At 33.7% G+C, this 18,440-nt stretch carries 18 protein-coding genes and 1 riboswitch; of the genes, 14 read left to right on the forward strand and 4 right to left on the reverse strand.

Features of this window, described 5'->3' with window-relative positions; all coding sequences use genetic code 11:
* The first annotated feature begins 49 nt into the window (after positions 1 to 49).
* The 7 genes from ybaK (at position 50) to KA878_RS00260 (ending at position 8,663) form a co-directional block, all read left to right on the forward strand.
* Positions 50 to 529, forward strand: a complete 480-nt coding sequence (gene ybaK, locus KA878_RS00230; RefSeq protein WP_053029977.1) for a Cys-tRNA(Pro) deacylase — start codon at positions 50 to 52, stop codon at positions 527 to 529.
* 153 nt (positions 530 to 682) lie between these two features.
* Positions 683 to 1,438 (forward strand): DeoR/GlpR family DNA-binding transcription regulator, encoded by a 756-nt coding sequence (locus tag KA878_RS00235; protein ID WP_075108263.1) that lies wholly within the window; start codon positions 683 to 685, stop codon positions 1,436 to 1,438.
* 2 nt (positions 1,439 to 1,440) lie between these two features.
* The gene (gene pfkB, locus KA878_RS00240; RefSeq protein ID WP_070854457.1) at positions 1,441 to 2,361 is read left to right on the forward strand and encodes a 1-phosphofructokinase; all 921 of its coding nucleotides are present in this window, start codon (positions 1,441 to 1,443) and stop codon (positions 2,359 to 2,361) included.
* A 5-nt stretch (positions 2,362 to 2,366) separates the two neighbouring features.
* Positions 2,367 to 4,337, forward strand: a complete 1,971-nt coding sequence (locus KA878_RS00245) for a PTS fructose transporter subunit IIABC (RefSeq protein ID WP_193839648.1) — start codon at positions 2,367 to 2,369, stop codon at positions 4,335 to 4,337.
* A 703-nt stretch (positions 4,338 to 5,040) separates the two neighbouring features.
* Positions 5,041 to 6,417, forward strand: coding sequence for a hemolysin family protein (locus KA878_RS00250; protein ID WP_053029973.1), 1,377 nt, complete (start codon positions 5,041 to 5,043; stop codon positions 6,415 to 6,417).
* A gap of 256 nt (positions 6,418 to 6,673) precedes the next feature.
* The gene (locus KA878_RS00255; protein WP_075108260.1) at positions 6,674 to 7,513 is read left to right on the forward strand and encodes an aldo/keto reductase; all 840 of its coding nucleotides are present in this window, start codon (positions 6,674 to 6,676) and stop codon (positions 7,511 to 7,513) included.
* 160 nt (positions 7,514 to 7,673) lie between these two features.
* Positions 7,674 to 8,663: a glycosyltransferase family 2 protein gene (locus tag KA878_RS00260; RefSeq protein WP_193839647.1), complete on the forward strand. Its 990-nt coding sequence runs from the start codon at positions 7,674 to 7,676 to the stop codon at positions 8,661 to 8,663.
* Positions 8,664 to 8,707: 44 nt separating this feature from the next.
* Here KA878_RS00260 and KA878_RS00265 read toward each other — a convergent pair whose 3' ends face one another.
* The 4 genes from KA878_RS00265 to queC all read right to left on the reverse strand — a co-directional run bounded on the left by KA878_RS00265 (position 8,708) and on the right by queC (position 11,232).
* Complete coding sequence (locus KA878_RS00265; RefSeq protein WP_075108258.1) at positions 8,708 to 9,319, reverse strand: hypothetical protein; 612 nt, start codon at positions 9,317 to 9,319, stop codon at positions 8,708 to 8,710.
* A gap of 104 nt (positions 9,320 to 9,423) precedes the next feature.
* Positions 9,424 to 10,140: a 7-carboxy-7-deazaguanine synthase QueE gene (gene queE, locus KA878_RS00270; protein WP_053029969.1), complete on the reverse strand. Its 717-nt coding sequence runs from the start codon at positions 10,138 to 10,140 to the stop codon at positions 9,424 to 9,426.
* Complete coding sequence (gene queD / locus KA878_RS00275; protein ID WP_053029968.1) at positions 10,140 to 10,559, reverse strand: 6-carboxytetrahydropterin synthase QueD; 420 nt, start codon at positions 10,557 to 10,559, stop codon at positions 10,140 to 10,142. The genes queE and queD overlap by 1 nt, the downstream gene beginning before the upstream one ends.
* A gap of 1 nt (position 10,560) precedes the next feature.
* Positions 10,561 to 11,232 (reverse strand): 7-cyano-7-deazaguanine synthase QueC, encoded by a 672-nt coding sequence (queC, locus tag KA878_RS00280; RefSeq protein WP_053029967.1) that lies wholly within the window; start codon positions 11,230 to 11,232, stop codon positions 10,561 to 10,563.
* Positions 11,233 to 11,392: 160 nt separating this feature from the next.
* A riboswitch (PreQ1 riboswitch) is annotated at positions 11,393 to 11,439 on the reverse strand.
* A 153-nt stretch (positions 11,440 to 11,592) separates the two neighbouring features.
* Here queC and KA878_RS00285 point away from each other — a divergent pair.
* The 7 genes from KA878_RS00285 to ltaS all read left to right on the forward strand — a co-directional run bounded on the left by KA878_RS00285 (position 11,593) and on the right by ltaS (position 18,398).
* Entirely contained in the window at positions 11,593 to 12,168 is a 576-nt protein-coding gene (locus KA878_RS00285) for an anthranilate synthase component II (RefSeq protein WP_075108257.1), read from the forward strand.
* Between the two features lie 3 nt (positions 12,169 to 12,171).
* Positions 12,172 to 13,317 (forward strand): chorismate-binding protein, encoded by a 1,146-nt coding sequence (locus KA878_RS00290; RefSeq protein ID WP_193839646.1) that lies wholly within the window; start codon positions 12,172 to 12,174, stop codon positions 13,315 to 13,317.
* Positions 13,318 to 13,926, forward strand: a complete 609-nt coding sequence (locus KA878_RS00295; protein ID WP_075108255.1) for an aminotransferase class IV — start codon at positions 13,318 to 13,320, stop codon at positions 13,924 to 13,926.
* Between the two features lie 57 nt (positions 13,927 to 13,983).
* Positions 13,984 to 14,190: a hypothetical protein gene (locus tag KA878_RS00300; RefSeq protein ID WP_193839645.1), complete on the forward strand. Its 207-nt coding sequence runs from the start codon at positions 13,984 to 13,986 to the stop codon at positions 14,188 to 14,190.
* A gap of 24 nt (positions 14,191 to 14,214) precedes the next feature.
* A complete protein-coding gene (locus tag KA878_RS00305) occupies positions 14,215 to 14,931 on the forward strand; it encodes a 5-oxoprolinase subunit B family protein (protein ID WP_193839644.1) in 717 nt (238 codons plus the stop codon).
* Positions 14,919 to 15,923: a 5-oxoprolinase subunit C family protein gene (locus KA878_RS00310; protein ID WP_053029961.1), complete on the forward strand. Its 1,005-nt coding sequence runs from the start codon at positions 14,919 to 14,921 to the stop codon at positions 15,921 to 15,923. Before KA878_RS00305 ends, KA878_RS00310 begins: the two co-directional genes overlap by 13 nt.
* Positions 15,924 to 16,460: 537 nt before the next feature.
* On the forward strand, positions 16,461 to 18,398 hold the full coding sequence (gene ltaS / locus KA878_RS00315) for a polyglycerol-phosphate lipoteichoic acid synthase LtaS (RefSeq protein ID WP_193839643.1): 1,938 nt from the start codon (positions 16,461 to 16,463) through the stop codon (positions 18,396 to 18,398).
* Positions 18,399 to 18,440 lie beyond the last annotated feature (42 nt).

Raw genomic sequence — 18,440 nt, forward strand, 5'->3', positions numbered from 1 at the left:
ATAGCAAGGTAGTAATATAATAGGTAAAGACGAATAGAGGTGAATGTGAATGAAACACAAGAAAACAAATGCAATGCGTATGTTAGACAGAGCCAAAATAGATTATGAAGTTAAAACATTTGAAGTTGAAGAAGGTCATATGGATGGTGAACGCGTTGCAGAACTCGTCGGTGAAAATGTCCAAGATGTTTTTAAAACGCTTGTATTAGAAAACGCTGCGCACGAGCATTTTGTGTTTGTAGTTCCAGTAAGTGGTTCATTAGATATGAAAGTAGCGGCACATGTTGTTAATGAAAAGAAATTACAACTTATGCCATTAGATCATTTAAAACAAGTGACTGGTTATATACGTGGTGGGTGTTCTCCGATAGGTATGAAACATTTATTCCCAACGACGATTGATCAATCTGCATCGTTACGAGACAAAATTATAGTGAGTGGTGGACAACGAGGTGTTCAAATTGTATTGCAACTAGAAGATTTAGTGTCAATGACAAATGCTCAATTAGAAGACATCGTTCAAAAATAGCAATATAGTGACAGATATTACCAATGGGATGACAAATTGTGTAATATCTGTTAATTTTTAAATTGAAATGAATGTTTTTGATTGTTTTTGACGATTTTTGATTGAAAATTGTAAGCGTACACATTATAATGTGAGGTGAAGCGGGGTGGTTATATGATTTCTGAAAAAAGACATGACTTAATACTTCAGGAATTAAGAAAAAAAGATTTTCTTACACTCCAAGAATTAATAGAGCGAACAGGTTGCAGCGCTTCAACTGTTAGAAGAGATTTATCGAAATTGCAACAACAAGGTCGACTTCAAAGAGTTCATGGAGGAGCAACATTAAATAGTAATAGAAACAATGAGCCGATTCTATCGGATAAAATGTCTCGAAATCTAAAAGAAAAAAGAGTCATTGGTCAAATTGCAGCCAAACACATTCAAGACAATGACTGCATTTTTATGGATGCTGGTTCATCAACAATTGAAATGATTCCATTTATAAAAGCGCGAAATATCGTAGTGGTTACAAATGGATTAACCCATGTTGAAAAGTTGCTTAAACAAGGCATTAAAACATTAATGATAGGTGGACAAGTTAAAGAAACAACACTTGCAACTGTAGGTGCCAGTGCACTTGATACATTAAGTCGTTATTGCTTTGATAAAGCATTTCTTGGAATGAATGGTTTAGATTTAAAACACGGTCTAACAACCCCAGATGAAAAAGAGGCATTAATTAAAGAAAAGGCTATGAAACAAGCAAATCAATCATATGTTTTACTTGATCATTCAAAAATAGGTGCTGTTTATTTTGCGCACGTTCCAATTAGTGATAACCATGTTGAAATGATCATAGCTAAACAAACAGTAGCACATTTAAATTTTAGTAAATATAAAGAGAAATATGCATTCATTGGAGGTTAATCATGATTTATACAGTTACGTTCAATCCATCGATAGATTACATTATGTTTACTGATGGCTTTGAATTAAAAGGATTAAACAGAGCGACATCTACTTATAAATTTGCAGGTGGGAAAGGCATTAATGTTTCACGTGTATTAAAAACTTTAGGTGTTTCATCTACTGCATTAGGATTTGCTGGTGGTTTTCCTGGAGCATTTATTGCACAAACACTCGAAAAAAGCCATATTAAAACGGACTTTATTAAAGTAGATGAAGATACGCGTATTAATGTCAAATTGAAGTCTGGAGATGAAACAGAAATTAATGCACCTGGGCCATCAATCACAGATGATCAATTTCAAGCATTATTAAATCAAATTAAACAGACAACGAACGAAGATACCGTGATTGTTGCTGGCAGTGTGCCAAAGAGTATTCCGAGTGATGCTTATGCGCAGATTGCTGAAATCACGCAGCAAACGGGAGCAAAATTAGTGGTCGATGCTGAAAAAGATTTAGTGAATACAGTATTAAAATATAAGCCATTATTTATTAAACCTAATAAAGATGAATTAGAAGAAATGTTTGATATGACTGTAGAAAGTGACCAAGATGTTGTTAAATATGGTCGTGAAATCTTAAAAGAAGGCGCACAATCAGTCATTATATCTTTAGGTGGAGATGGTGCGATTTATATTGATAACGAACGTAGTATTAAAGCTCAGAACCCTAAAGGTACGGTGATCAATACAGTGGGTTCAGGCGATAGTACTGTTGCAGGAATGGTCGCTGGTCTTGAATCAGGATTGACACTTGAGGAATCATTTAGACAAGCAGTCGCTTCAGGAACAGCTACAGCATTTACAGAGGACTTGGCAACAAAAGAAGGTATTGAAAAAATAAAATCACAAGTTACAGTGACGTTACTTGATGGGGAGTGAAATAAATGAGAATAACAGAATTACTAACTAAAGAAACCATAGCAATGGACTTGGCAGCAAATGATAAAAATGGCGTTATCGAAGAATTAGTAAATCAATTAGATAAAGCTGGGAAATTAAGTGATATTGCACAATTTAAGGAGGCCATTCACAATCGTGAATCTCAAAGTACTACTGGTATAGGTGAAGGTATCGCCATTCCACATGCTAAAGTGGCAGCGGTTAAATCTCCAGCTATTGCGTTTGGTAAATCTAAAGCGGGCGTTGATTATCAAAGTTTAGATGGTCAACCAGCACATTTATTCTTTATGATTGCTGCACCAGAAGGTGGTGCGCAAACACATTTAGATGCCCTTGCAAAATTATCAGGCATTTTAATGGATGATAAAGTGAGAGAAAGTTTATTGCACGCTAATTCGCACGAAGAAGTCTTACAAATTATCGATAATGCGGATGACGAGGCTACAAAAGAAGAAGAACAAGAAGCGCAAGAACAAGCGGCTTCATCAGGAACTGTAGCAGGTAGCGGTAATGAGGCAGATTCAAATGAACCATACGTATTAGCAGTAACGGCATGTCCTACAGGTATTGCGCATACGTACATGGCTCGTGATGCATTGAAAAAGCAAGCCGATAAAATGGGCATTAAAATGAAAGTTGAAACAAATGGCTCAGGCGGTATTAAAAACCATATCACACAACAAGATATAGACCGCGCAACAGGTATTATTGTTGCAGCAGACGTGCATGTTGAAACAGATCGTTTCGATGGTAAAAACGTTGTAGAAGTACCCGTAGCTGATGGTATTAAACGACCAGAGGAACTCATTAATACAGCGTTAGATACAAGCCGTAAACCATTTGTTGCACGCGGTGGAAGTTCAAAATCAAAAGATAGTGAAAGTAATGAAAAACAAAGCTTTGGTAAAGCATTCTACAAACACTTAATGAATGGTGTATCTAATATGTTACCGCTTGTTATTGCTGGTGGTATCTTAATGGCAATCGTATTCTTATTCGGTGCGAACTCATTTGATCCAAAAAGTGCTGAACATAACGCCTTTGCTGAACAATTATGGAATATTGGTAATAAAAGTGCCTTTGCTTTAATTATTCCAATTTTATCTGGTTTCATTGCACGTAGTATTGCTGATAAACCAGGATTTGCAGCCGGTTTAGTAGGTGGTATGTTAGCTATTTCTGGTGGTTCTGGGTTCATTGGCGGTATCATTGCAGGTTTCTTAGCAGGTTACTTAACTCAAGGTATTAAATATATTACGCGTGGTTTACCACAAGCAGTTGAAGGTTTAAAACCAACGTTAATTTATCCATTATTAAGTGTAACAATCACAGGATTATTAATGATATATGCATTCAACCCGCCAGCAGCGTGGTTAAATAACTTATTGCTTAACGGTTTAAATAACTTATCAGGTTCTAACATTGTATTACTTGGATTAGTTATTGGTGCTATGATGGCCATCGATATGGGTGGACCATTTAACAAAGCAGCCTATGTATTCGCGACAGCCGCATTAACAGAAGGTAATGCAGCACCAATTACAGCAGCAATGGTTGGTGGTATGATTCCACCATTAGCAATTGCTACAGCGATGGTATTCTTTAAACGTAAATTCACTAAAGAACAACGCGGTTCTATCGTGCCAAACTATGTAATGGGCTTATCATTTATCACTGAAGGTGCCATTCCATTTGCAGCAGCTGACCCATTACGTGTGATTCCATCAATGATGGTTGGTTCAGGTGTAGGTGGTGCAATTGCATTAGCACTTGGTTCAAGTATCAATGCACCACATGGTGGTATTATCGTAATTGCGGCAACAGACTTTAGTCATATTTTACAAACATTAATTGCATTGATTGTTGGTACACTTGTTTCAGCAATTATGTATGGTTTATTAAAACCAAAAGTTACTGAAAATGAAATTGAAGCATCAAAAGCTATGGATGAATAGATGCGATAAGAGTTTATGATATAAATAATATAACGATGCTATTTTGCATATTTGCAGTAGCTAACAGAACCGAGAAGGTGTAAGCTTTCTCGGTTCTAGTCATTTTTGTGGGCCTGCTTAGCAAGGAGAATTCAATCAAGAAATGCTATAAGCAAAGCAAGCTGGGGGATAACGGATTTAAAAAGAATGCTGTTCTGCTTCCTTTTAAACGGTTAGTCAAGTACTTATAATTAAAATTAGTATGATTTAACTAAATCGTTAGTTTATTGAATGATGAATGTTAAAACATACAAAAATGGGTAAACATATGAGAATATAGAATAAGAAGGCAAGAGAATGAGTAATAAAGTCTTAAGCTTTAAATATGGAAGTTTAATGACCGGCAAAAGTACTTCGATTAGGGTACCGTTTTTGTATGATGGTTCATTGTACGTTGGTTTCTGTCACTTTACGCTTACCTTTCTTGACTATTACGCAATATTAGTTTTAAATGATAAGTTGTAACTTTTTAATCAAAAGGGTTACAATCAACTATTTGTAATTGATATATGATAAAATAAAAGTAATACATTTTTTCGGGGGTGTCGCAATGGGAAGGTCTTAACATGTGCATATATTGTTAATAAGCAAAACACAATAAATCCGTGTTACCCATATGGGACACATAATATTTGGAGGTGAATCCCTAGAAATAGGGAATTAATTGGAAACAGTGACCATAATAAATTTAGTAATATTCTTTCTATTAATCGCATTAACAACAGTATTCGTAGGATCGGAGTTTGCATTAGTTAAAGTGCGTTCAACGCGCATTGAACAACTCGCTGAAGAGGGTAATCGTGGTGCTAAAATTGTCAAAAAGATGATTGCAAACCTTGACTATTATTTATCAGCCTGCCAATTAGGTATTACAGTTACTTCTTTAGGATTAGGTTGGTTAGGAGAACCGACATTTGAGAAATTGTTGCATCCTATTTTTAATTTATTACAATTACCTGATGCATTAACTACAACGATTTCATTTGTGATTTCATTCATAGTCGTAACTTATTTACACGTTGTATTAGGTGAATTAGCACCGAAATCGATTGCGATTCAGCATACCGAGAAGTTAGCGTTAACATACGCAAGACCATTGTATTACTTTGGTAATATAATGAAACCTTTAATCTGGTTAATGAATGGTTCAGCACGTGTAATTATTAGAATGTTAGGCGTTGATCCTGATGCTCAAACAGATGCTATGTCTGAAGAAGAAATTAAGATCATTATTAACAACAGTTATAATGGTGGCGAAATCAACCAAACAGAATTAAACTATATGCAAAATATCTTTCAATTTGATGAAAGACATGCAAAAGATATCATGGTACCACGTACTCAAATGGTGACTTTAAATGAACCATTTAATGTTGATGAATTATTAGAGACGATTAAAGAACATCAATTTACGCGTTACCCAATTACTGAAGACGGAGATAAAGACCATATCAAAGGTTTCATCAATGTTAAAGAATTTTTAACAGAATACGCTTCTGGTAAACCGATTAAAATTAACAATTATATCCATGAACTGCCAATGATTTCAGAAACAACACGCATTAGTGATGCATTAGTTAGAATGCAACGTGAACACGTACATATCAGTTTAATTATTGATGAATACGGTGGTACAGCTGGTATTTTAACAATGGAAGATATTCTTGAAGAAATCGTAGGTGAAATTCGAGATGAATTTGACGATGATGAGGTGAATGACATTGTTAAATTAGGCGATGACACTTACCAAATTAATGGACGCGTTCTATTGGATGACTTAAATGAACAATTCGACATTGAGTTTGAAGATTCAGAAGACATTGATACTATAGGTGGTTGGCTTCAAGCCCATAACACTAACCTACAAGTTGAAGATCATATCGATACGCAATACGATCGTTGGATAGTATCTGAAATGGATAACCATCAATTAGTTTGGGTTGTACTTAAATATGAATTCATCGATAATCGACCAACATTCGGTGGAGATGAAGATGAAAATGAAGACAAAAAAGATAAAAAAGACGAAACACATGACTAATTTAAAATGATTAAGAAAGTAGCATTTGAGACATAAATACTATGATAATGCTACTTGGCAAATTCGCAGTAGTTGACTGAACTGAGAAGGCGCTTAAATCAAGTTGGGAGTGGGACGACGAATTAAAAAATTCTGTCCCGCTCCCTTCTTCTGTATATTTAAATTACATACGATTTATTTGTCTATCCTATTGCAATTGAGTTATCCTAAATGATGATAATGTAAAACATTAATAGAAAAGTCAGGAGAAGATAGAATGGTGAATGACACACAAATTTTAAATAATGGTTATCCAATGCCAAAAATCGGCTTAGGTGTTTATAAAGTCTCAGATGAAGAAATGGAAACAGCGATTCAGTCTGCAATAGACGATGGTTATCGTGCATTTGATACAGCATATTTTTATAAGAATGAAGAGGCACTTGGTAAAGCATTAAAAAATAGTGGTGTACCTCGTGAAGACTTATTTATTACAACAAAATTATGGAATGATCACCAAGGGTATGACCGTACACTTGAGTATTTTAATCGCTCATTAGACAATTTAGGTTTAGACTATATCGATTTATATTTAATTCACTGGCCTTGTGAGAACGATCAACTTTATATTGAAACGTATAAAGCACTAGAAAAATTATATGAAGAAGGTAAAGTGAAAGCGATAGGTGTATGTAATTTTAAAGTGCATCATTTAGAAACATTGATGCGTGAAACAACTATTGTTCCGCAAGTCAATCAAATTGAAGTTCATCCTTACTTTAATCAACAAGATGTTCAAGATTACTGTGATAAACATGATATAGTCGTGACAGCATGGATGCCATTAATGAGAAACAGAGGTTTACTAGAAGACCCAACAATTACTAAATTAGCAAAACAATACGATAAGACACCAGCACAAATCGTATTGCGTTGGCATATTGCGCATAATCGTATTGTTATTCCAAAATCTAAAACACCATCACGTATTCGAGAAAATCATAATATATTTGACTTTAACTTAGAACTTACAGAAATCGCAGAAATTGATAGTTTAAATCGTAACGCGCGCCAAGGTAAAGACCCTGATGATGTTAGCATAGGCGATTTGAAATAGCATTGTCTCTTTAACTCAATTGGATAGATAAAATATAGAATAATTGTATTGTTTTCATTTAATTTTTATTAATTATTTGTTAATTGCATAGTTTTTAGTAGAATAGTTGTCAATTTTATTGATAAAATAGTAATAAGAATGATGAAAAGGATGTAATTTAATGAAAATCAGAGTCATTGTGCCTTGTTTTAACGAAGGTGAAGTCGTAACAAAAACGTACGACAAATTGACTGAAATTTTGATGGAAGATAGTTTGGACAAAGGGTATGATTATGACCTATTGTTTGTCGATGATGGTAGTAAAGATAATACTATCGACCATGTCCAACATTTAGCAAGCGAAGATCAACATGTTAAATATATTTCTTTCAGCCGAAATTTCGGTAAAGAATCAGCAATGATAGCTGGTTTTCAACATAGTGTACAATGTGATGCTGTAGTGATGGTAGATGGGGATTTACAACATCCACCTGAATTTATTCCACAAATGATAGAGGGATTCAAAGAGGGCTATGACCAGGTTATCGCTAAGCGTGATAGAACTGGAGAAAATATCGCTCGGAAATCAATGACAAAGCTATACTATAAATTGATTAACAGTTTTGTCGAGGATATTGAATTTATAGATGGTGTCGGAGATTTTAGATTATTAAGTCAACGTGCAGTTAAATCAATCGCTTCACTTAAAGAATATAATCGTTTTTCAAAAGGTTTATTTGAATGGATAGGATATAATACTAAAATCTTTACATATCAAAATGTTGAACGTGAAGCCGGTCATTCTAAATGGACATTCACGAAATTACTAAACTATGGCATTGACGGGCTCATTTCATTTAATAATAAACCTTTACGTGCGATGATTTACCTTGGAATGACTATATTCAGTTTAAGTATTGTCTATATCCTATATTTGTTGATAGGTATCATGGTAAATGGTATTAATAATCCAGGTTATTTTACAACGATAGCAGCAGTCCTACTCATTGGCGGCATTCAATTAATGTCTATAGGTGTGGTAGGAGAATATATTGGTCGTATTTATTATGAGGTTAAGCAAAGACCTAAATACATTGTGCAAGCATCAAATTTAAAAGAACCTTCCTACGATTTCAAATTAGTTGAGCAGGAAAATGAAAAAGTACATTAAATAAAATAAACGCTTGAAGTTTCATTAATAAGAACTTCAAGCGTTTATTTGTGTGTTAAATGTTGTTTTAATTTAGCGTGTTTCAACTGCCAAGCAAGATAAACACTAAATAGTACATATATAATTAAGAAAACATACCAAAAAGGTGTCAAAATCGTTAATAATACAATAGACATAATAATAAGCATGTAGCCAATCATAATTGGAAACTTAAGTTTGTTTATGAATTTAAATATGCCAAGTTCACCTTTAGGAAAGGTACCTAAAAATATTGCACTTGCGCCTATTAAAAATATGGTTGGTGCTAAATATGGAACGGACATGTAAATTGATTGATCACTTGAACCATAAGTGATAAATAATGAACAACTTACAATGATCGAAAATATTAAAGCAATCGATTTATATTCGGAAATCATAAAAGTATAGTGTTGATGATTTAAATAATATTGCAGTCCCATCCAACCTATAAAAAAGGCAATTGAACTTATTGTTATAAAATTAAATTTGTCAATGACAATAGCATTAATTAAAGCGTTAATCGCTATAGCTATTAATACGGAGCTGAATTTGAGTTGTTTGAATTGGTGCTTATATAAGTCAAAGCCGAGTATGCCAAGCACAACGGCGATATTAATCAATACATATATAATCATGTTGTACTCCTATCTCACATAGTTCATTAGAACATTATACCAATTAAAACAAACTTAATCATTTCAAAACACTTAGAAAATATTTTTCATTTATAATGAATTGATTAAACGCCTTTTTTGTTGCTCCATAAGAGTGTGTGTAGCTGTGGTAAAACATAGACACGATTCATATCATCACTCGTCATAACCTTATCAACTAATGTTTCATATCGATTTAAAAGTTTATCGGTATGATTGTCTACATCATCATCTAAGTATGGATTACCAACTTGTAAATAAAAAGGAATATTTGGGTAGCGATGATGTATCATTTTAGCGAAATCATAATCTGCATCATCAAAAATAACGACCTTTAAATTAAGGGTTGAAGCAATACATTGTTCAATGACGCTATCTAATATGTCAATGTTAGGAGTCATATTAGAACTTGGTGGTTTAGGACTAATAGTTAAGTCGTTAATTTGTCTCATCCACGGTTGGAATTTGCTTCCTTGTGTTTCTAATGCGGTATAAATCTGTTTCTCTTCAAATAGATCAACTAATTCTTGTATCCCTTTAATGAGTGCCGGATTACCGCCAGAAATCGTAACATGATCGAAACAATCACCGCCAATCGCTTTTAGCTGATGATAAATTTCTTCAGCAGACATTAATTGAATATCTTCCTTGGCACTGCCATCCCAGGTGAAAGCAGAGTCACACCAACTACAACGATAATCACAACCTGCAGTTCTAACAAACATTGTTTTACGACCGATAACACGTCCTTCACCTTGAATCGTAGGTCCGAAAATTTCAAGTACTGGAATTTTAGCTGTCATTATTTAAACTCCTTTGGACGATATACTACATAACTTGTTGGTGTTTCACGTAAGTAGACTTGTACACATTGCGGGTGATTATCGTAGCTTTGGAGGTGTGTTTGTACCATTTTATATATCGTTTGCGCCACAACCTCCGTTGAAGGACTTTTATCTTTAAATTGAGGTAAGTCATTTAATAGATAGTGGTCAAATTGATCATGGATTAATTTTTTTAATTCACTGAAATTAATTAAGAAACCATTGTGGTCCAAATGATCCCCAGCAATTGTTAAATTGACAAAATAAGTATGTCCGTGTGTTCTCATACATTTACCAGCATCTTCGCTTGGAATGTAGTGCGCCGCTGAAAAGTTGAAATCTTTATTAAGTTCAAAACTATAAGGATGATTAACAGTTGGATAAAGTTGTTGCATCATTTTAATTCGCTCCTTTAGTTTCTAAATAGTGTTGTAGGCCACGTTGGCGTAAATGACATGCAGGGCATTCGCCACAACCATCTCCAATAATACCGTTGTAGCATGTCAGTGTATTGTATCGAATATAATCTAGCACACCTAATTTGTCGCTAAGTTCCCAAGTTTGTGATTTATCTAACCACATTAAGGGCGTATGGATAACGAAATCTTTATCCATAGATAAACTAAGTGTTACATTCATAGATTTAATAAAGCTATCACGGCAATCTGGATAACCAGAAAAGTCTGTTTCACACACCCCTGTAATGATATGTTTAGCATTGCGTTGATATGCTAATGCGCCAGCAAATGATAAGAATAATAAATTACGTGCTGGTACAAAGGTATTTGGAATCCCATCTTCGCCCGTTTCAATGTCCATATCATGTTGTGTTAGGGCATTTGGAGTTAATTGCGATAATAATGACATGTCTAATATATGATGTTTTAAGTTTTGTTCTTTAGCGATACGTGTCGCAACTTCAATTTCTGTATCATGGCGTTGACCGTAATTAAATGTTACAAGTTCAACCTCTTTAAAATGCTTTTTAGCGTAAAATAAGCACGTCGTACTGTCTTGCCCTCCGCTAAATACTACAATTGCTTTATCCTTATTTAAATCTTTGTTTGTCATGAATATTCTCCTTTTTGAAAAGATTAGAATGATACTTTATGCCGTCTCTAACCTAGCCATGAGAACATAAAAAAAGTCTATCTCTATAAAAAAGATAGACTTAGAAACATTGTAATCAGTTATATAAAAGAAGCTTAACTTTCAAACTAAATATTTCGTAAATTGTCTAGTTTTTTATAGAGGGTTTCAGCTAGGAACCTCTTTTGAGTTTTTGTACGCTAGTTAGCGTAATACATTCATTTCTTAAAATCAAGTTATAATTTAGTACAATATAAAGGTAAACCCTTACATTTTCAAAAGTTTAATATTTATAATAAGGTAAGAGATGAAATTATTTAACATAGAGTTGGAGCGACATGCATGATTATAGTTATAGATAATAAAGATTCATTTACATATAATTTGATAGATTATTTTAAGACAGAGACAGCGCATGAGATCGTTGTATACGAAGTGGATCAAGTATCCGTTGAGCAAATAAGGGCATCTAATGTAGAGGCTATTGTTATCTCGCCAGGACCGGGTAAACCTAGTGATTATCCTATTTTAACGGAAATTATGAATCAGTTTGAGGGGGAAGTGCCTATATTAGGCGTTTGTTTAGGCTTTCAATTCTTGTACGAATATTATGGGGGCGCAATTGTACATGGTGCAAAGCCGGTCCATGGTCATACAACGCCATTAACGCATAATGAAACAGGATTATTTAAAGGGCTTCCTCAAGCATTCAAAGTAATGCGCTATCATTCACTCATTGCGGATCAAACACATATTCCTGCGTCTTTAAATATTTCCGCCCATAATAATGAGGGGATTTTAATGGCGTTTGAACATAAACGTTATCCTATATTTGGCGTTCAGTATCACCCTGAATCGATTTTAAGTGAATACGGACATGAGCAAATACGATTATTTTTGGAAAAGGTGGGCGCGTAAACTATGGACATCACGTTTAATTATCGTTACTATACAACGCCTGATCATTTTGAAACGATAGCAGTGCGCTTTAACACGTACGTCTCAAAAATGGTGGCATATACACTGGAAGAGGTCGGTAAAGTTATTCAATTTGCGCAGACTGAGCAAGCACAAGGACGCTATGTGGCACTGTATCTGCCATATGAAGCGGCAAGTTATTTTAATCACCATATGGCAACACATGAATTGGAAGCACATCAAATCGTAGCATTAGCATATAGTTTTAGTCCGAGTATGGCTGAAACGTCACCTGAACATCCAAGTCAACAGTACATCCCTAAACATCACTTTCGATTCATGGAGAGTGATGCACAAATGGAAGACAAAATTAAACACGTTCAGGATGCAATTATTGAAGGCGAAACGTATCAAGTGAACTATACAACACGTTTAGTGAGTGATGTATATTATCCGATAGCTGATTTATATTATTATTTAACGCAAACGAATAATGGTGGTTACACTGCTTTATTAGATGTAGAAGAGGTTAAAGTTGCTTCTATTTCTCCTGAATTATTCTTCCAAAAAGGTGAATTTGATCATCATAAAAATGTAGTTGTAAGTAAACCAATGAAAGGTACTATGCCACGTAGCAATGACGACGATGAAGATTTAAAGAATTATGACACATTGAAGCATTCACTTAAAGATCGTGCTGAAAATGTTATGATTGTCGATTTATTGCGTAATGACATTTCCAGAATTTGTAAACCTGGAACGATCCACGTAAACAAGCCATTTTTTATTGAAACCTATAAGACCGTTTATCAAATGACGAGTATGGTTACAGGTCACTTGCAAGATGACGTGCGTCTCACGGATATTTTAAAAGCATTATTCCCTTGTGGTTCCATTACAGGGGCACCGAAACGTAATACGATGGCGTATATTAAAGCACTCGAGCCACATCCTAGATATATTTATTGTGGCACAATCGGTTTATTATGTCCGGATGATAAAATGATATTTAATATACCTATTCGTACGCTTGAGTATCGAAATGATCAAGTTCACTATGGTGTAGGTGCAGGGATTACGATTGATTCGGTACCAGAAAAGGAAGTTCAAGAGTTTCGAGATAAAACAAAGATATTGGAGATGCTATAGATGAAATTGTTTGAAACGATGCGTCTAGATAATGGTAAGATTCCTAGACTTCAATATCATATGATACGAGTGCAACAGTCATGCGAACGATTAGGGTATTCATTTTCAAAAGAGGTCTGGATGCAACGCGTCAATGAGGTTATAAGTCATCATCCCAAAGGAATCTATAGACTGAAAATAGAAATAGATAAATCCGGCCAAATAGACCATATGATTAAGCCCCTACCTGCTAAAACATTATTTACGGCTAAATTTAAACAGGCACAGTCGAATTGCAATGACCAATACGTTATTAATAAGACATCACAACGACAACACTTAGCACACAATCATGAGACAGATTTAGTATTATTATATGATGAAACTGGTAAAATTCTGGAGTTTGATATTGGTAATATCATGATAGAAGAAGCTGGTGTGTGTTATACGCCAAGCTATGATAATGATTTTTTATTAGGGTGTATGCGTCAAAGCCTTTTGGACCAAGGCAAACTGGTTATTAAAGACTATACTAAATCAGAACTCATCGACAAAATACAGAAACAACAGATTCGTATCTATTTATTAAATAGTTTACGAGAGGTTGCCGATGTATCTATTTATCTATAAAATAATATGGGAAGTATATGCGAATTGATTGATAACAATGAACTAACGGAGTGAGCTATGACAATATTATGGGTTGCAATAATTGTGATTTTAAATGTGGTAAGTAAATTTTTAGCAGATCGATATTTAAAAAATAATGCACTCATCAAGGCACGTGTCGTTGCAACTGTTACCGTTTTAATTCAATGTGTATTCGTTTATTTGTTAATTAAATCAATCATGCCCTATGTGGTGGAATTTCTAAATATATTTTATCATCACTAAATATGATTACTTTGAGGTGGCGTTATGAAGATTTATAGTCAAGGAGATCAAGCAATTGTAATTGCGGTTGAAAAGGATGTATCTAAAAATGTAACAACTGAATTAATCGCAGTACGTTATCATTTATTAAAGAAAGCATTACCATTTATCACAGAAATTGTGCCTACTGAATCAGATATGATGATTTGCTATGATGCTCGAGATATGATTAAACATCATAATATTACTTCACCTTTTCAATATATGAAGGCATTAGTCACTTCAATACAAGAAGAATTAAAACATTTAGAAACGTGTAAAGATGAAAGCACGACCTATGAAATTCCTATTATTTATGGTGACGAGTTTGGTCCAGACTTACCGGATTTATTAAAGTATTACAAGTTAACTAAAGATGAATTTATTCAATTACATTCTGATAAACCGTATTTTGTGTCTATGATGGGCTATGCACCGGGTTTCCCATATTTAACTGGAATGAATGAAGAACTGTACGTTAATCATACGAGTAAAAAGAAGAAGCTTGTCACTGCAGGTTCAGTTATTATTGAAGGGAAAAAGTGCGGCATCGTAACAACTGATACCTACAATGATTGGTTAGTGATAAGGTACACGCCAATGACATTATTCACTCCTGAAAAAGATGATTTTACACTGTTAAAATTAGGAGACAATGTTATTTTTAAACCTCAGAAACGCAAAGATATTGAATTAGGAGAATTTAAACCATGTCAATCATAATAGAAAAAGCCGGTTTGTTTAGTAGCTTTCAAGATTTTGGACGTCATGGATATGAATATGCAGGTGTTATTCCGTGTGGTGCGTTAGACACACTAGGTCATGAAATCGCAAATCGTTTAGTTGCTAATAATAAAAATGAAGCAACGCTTGAAATGACACACATTATGGCTAAAATTCGATTTACTGAGCCTACATTAATTGCTTTAACAGGTCATAACTTTGAAGCTTACACGCAAACTATGCAAGTAAAACCGTATAAATTATACCTTTTAGATAAAGGAGACGTCCTGTCTTTTAAAGAAACAAATAAAACGTCACGTGTGTATCTTGCAATCGGTGGCGGATTCAAATTAGATGATTGGCTAGGATCAACGTCAACAGATTTAAATGTTAAAATCGGCGGTTATCATGGGCGTAAACTTGAAAATGGCGATGAAGTAGAAATGAAACGACACTATACAGAACGTCATCAAAAGTTATTTGAAAATTTAAAAGAAAAACGTACTACTGATTGGGGTATAGACGGTTATGCACTGTCATTCAACTATGTTTCTGATGTGTTTCATGTTATTGCCAATAAAGGGACAGAAGATTTTGATAAAGAAACGCAATCTCACTTTATTAGAGGAGAATATAAGGTGACGAATAAATCAAATCGTGTTGGTATGTTACTAGATGGTGAGAAGATCAAAGCATATTACGACGATATGCCGGCGCATCAATCAGTTAAAAGAGGAACGATTCAAGTTAAGCGAGATGGTACACCTATCATCTTATTAAATGATCATTATACAATCGGAAGTTATCCTCAAATTGGTACAATTGCAAGCTACCATTTAACTAAACTTGCTCAGAAGCCACAAGGCTCACGTTTGAAGTTCCAATTTATTGATATCGAAACTGCTGAAAAGAATGTTGTGAAATTTAGTAATTGGATGAATCAACTATTTCACGGAATTGAATACAGAATGCAATTAGAAATGATGAAATAAGTCATGATAGATGAAAGTCAACATACTTAAATAAATCACTTATAATTTATGTCGGACTATGGTCTGATTAAAAAATGCAATTAAGAAGCTATAATGAATAAATCAGTGAATCGTCTTAATGGGACATTATTTTGTAACAAACAATGAAAGCGTCGTTATATTAAAATGCTTTTTCTTGATAAATGAGTAAAAATACTATATATTTATATATTGAACTACGGGCAATATTACAATAATATTACAAAGTTCATGATTTGTTAATATGCCATTAATGATGACATAAAATAGCATCCAACATAATATACATAAAGCATTACAAACGTATAGTGAACATTGGGAATGCGATTTATTGATGAACTATCGTTAATGTAAAATGTATTTGTAGGGTATATGCTTAAATTAATATAAATAATATAAATGAAATTAAAAAACGAGTAAGTAATTGCATAACGGTCATATTTGAGTAAGTGTTTAAGTCTTCAGTTAAGTCTTTAACATTTCTTCAAAGTTGAATAACTATAAACGGAGGAAACATACATGAGTTTACACAAAAAGAAAATAAGTCTTTTTGCGTTTTTCTTACTGACTGTGTTTACAGTGACATTGAAGACGTATTTTTCATATTATGTTGATTTTTCTTTGGGTGTTAAAGGACTAGTTCAAAACTTAATACTATTGATGAATCCATATAGTTTAATCGCGCTTATTTTAAGTGTGTTCTTATTCTTTAAAGGGAAAAAAGCATATTGGTTCATCTTTATTGGGGGATTTTTACTAACATTCTTGCTATATGCAAATGTAGTTTACTTTAGATTCTTCTCAGACTTTTTAACATTCAGTACGCTTAACCAAGCAAGTAATGTTGAGTCTATGGGTGGTGCTGTTGGCGCATCATTTAAATGGTATGACTTTGTTTACTTTATAGATACAATTATTTATCTATTTATCCTTATTTTCAAAGGAAGTTGGTTGGATAAACGTGTCTTCAGTAAAAAGTTTGTGCCAGTTGTAATGGCTGCATCTGTAGCATTATTCTTCTTAAATTTAGCTTTTGCTGAAACAGACCGTCCTGAGTTATTAACACGTACATTTGACCATAAATATTTAGTGAAATATTTAGGTCCATATAACTTCACAGTTTATGATGGTGTTAAGACGATTCAAAATAACCAACAAAAAGCATTAGCTTCTGAAGATGATTTAACTAAAGTGTTAAATTATACGAAACAAAAAAATACAACACCAAATTCAGAGTACTTTGGCGTTGCTAAGAAGAAAAATATTATTAAAATACATTTAGAAAGTTTCCAAACTTTCTTAATCAATAAAAAGGTCAATGGTAAAGAAGTCACACCGTTCTTAAATAAATTATCAACGGGCAATGATGATTTTAGATATTATCCAAACTTCTTCCACCAAACAGGTCAAGGTAAAACATCAGATGCTGAGTTTACAATGGATAACAGCCTTTATGGTTTACCACAGGGTTCTGCATTTTCATTGAAAGGTGATAATACTTACCAATCATTACCTGCGATTTTAGACCAAAAGCAAGGTTACACATCTGACGTTATGCACGGTGACTATAAAACATTCTGGAACCGTGACCAAGTCTATAAACATTTTGGTATTGATAAATTCTATGATGCGACATACTACGATATGTCTGATGACAATATTGTCAACTTAGGTTTAAAAGATAAACCATTCTTTAAAGAGTCAGCAGAGTATCAATCTAAAATGAAAGGACCTTTCTATTCACACTTAATTACATTAACAAACCATTACCCATTCACATTGAGTGAAGAAGATGCAGATATTGATAAACCTAATACAGGTGATTCAACTGTTGATGGTTACATTCAAACAGCACATTATTTAGACCAAGCACTTGAAGAATATATTACTGATCTTAAGAAAAAAGGTCTATATGATGATTCAGTTATTATGATTTATGGTGACCACTATGGTATTTCAGAAAATCATAATAATGCAATGGAAAAACTATTAGGTGAAAAGATTACGCCAGCGAAATTTATGGACTTAAACCGTACAGGTTTCTGGCTTAAAATTCCTGGTAAAGAAGGTAAAGTAGATAAAACATATGCTGGACAAGTAGACGTTATGCCTACTATCTTACATTTAGTAGGAATTGATTCTAAAAACTACTTAATGTTCGGTACGGATATGTTGTCTAAAGATCATGATGATGTCATTCCATTCCGAAATGGTGACTTCATTACGAAAGACTATAAATTTGTAAATGGTAAAGCGTATTCTAATAAAACAAACGAATTATTAGAAACGCCACCTAAAGATTTAGAAAAGAATAAGAAACAGGTTGAGAAAGATTTAGAAATGAGTGACAATGTCTTAAATGGTGACTTGTTCAGATTCTATAACAACCCTGATTTCAAGAAAATTAATCCATCAAAATATGAGTATAAAACTGGACCACAAGGTAATCAAAAATAATTGAAACAGTGTCTGGTTTTAATGTAAAAGTAAGAAGCCAGT

It is taken from the genome of Staphylococcus sp. GDY8P57P, assembly GCF_017892585.1.
Lineage (GTDB): Bacteria > Bacillota > Bacilli > Staphylococcales > Staphylococcaceae > Staphylococcus > Staphylococcus borealis.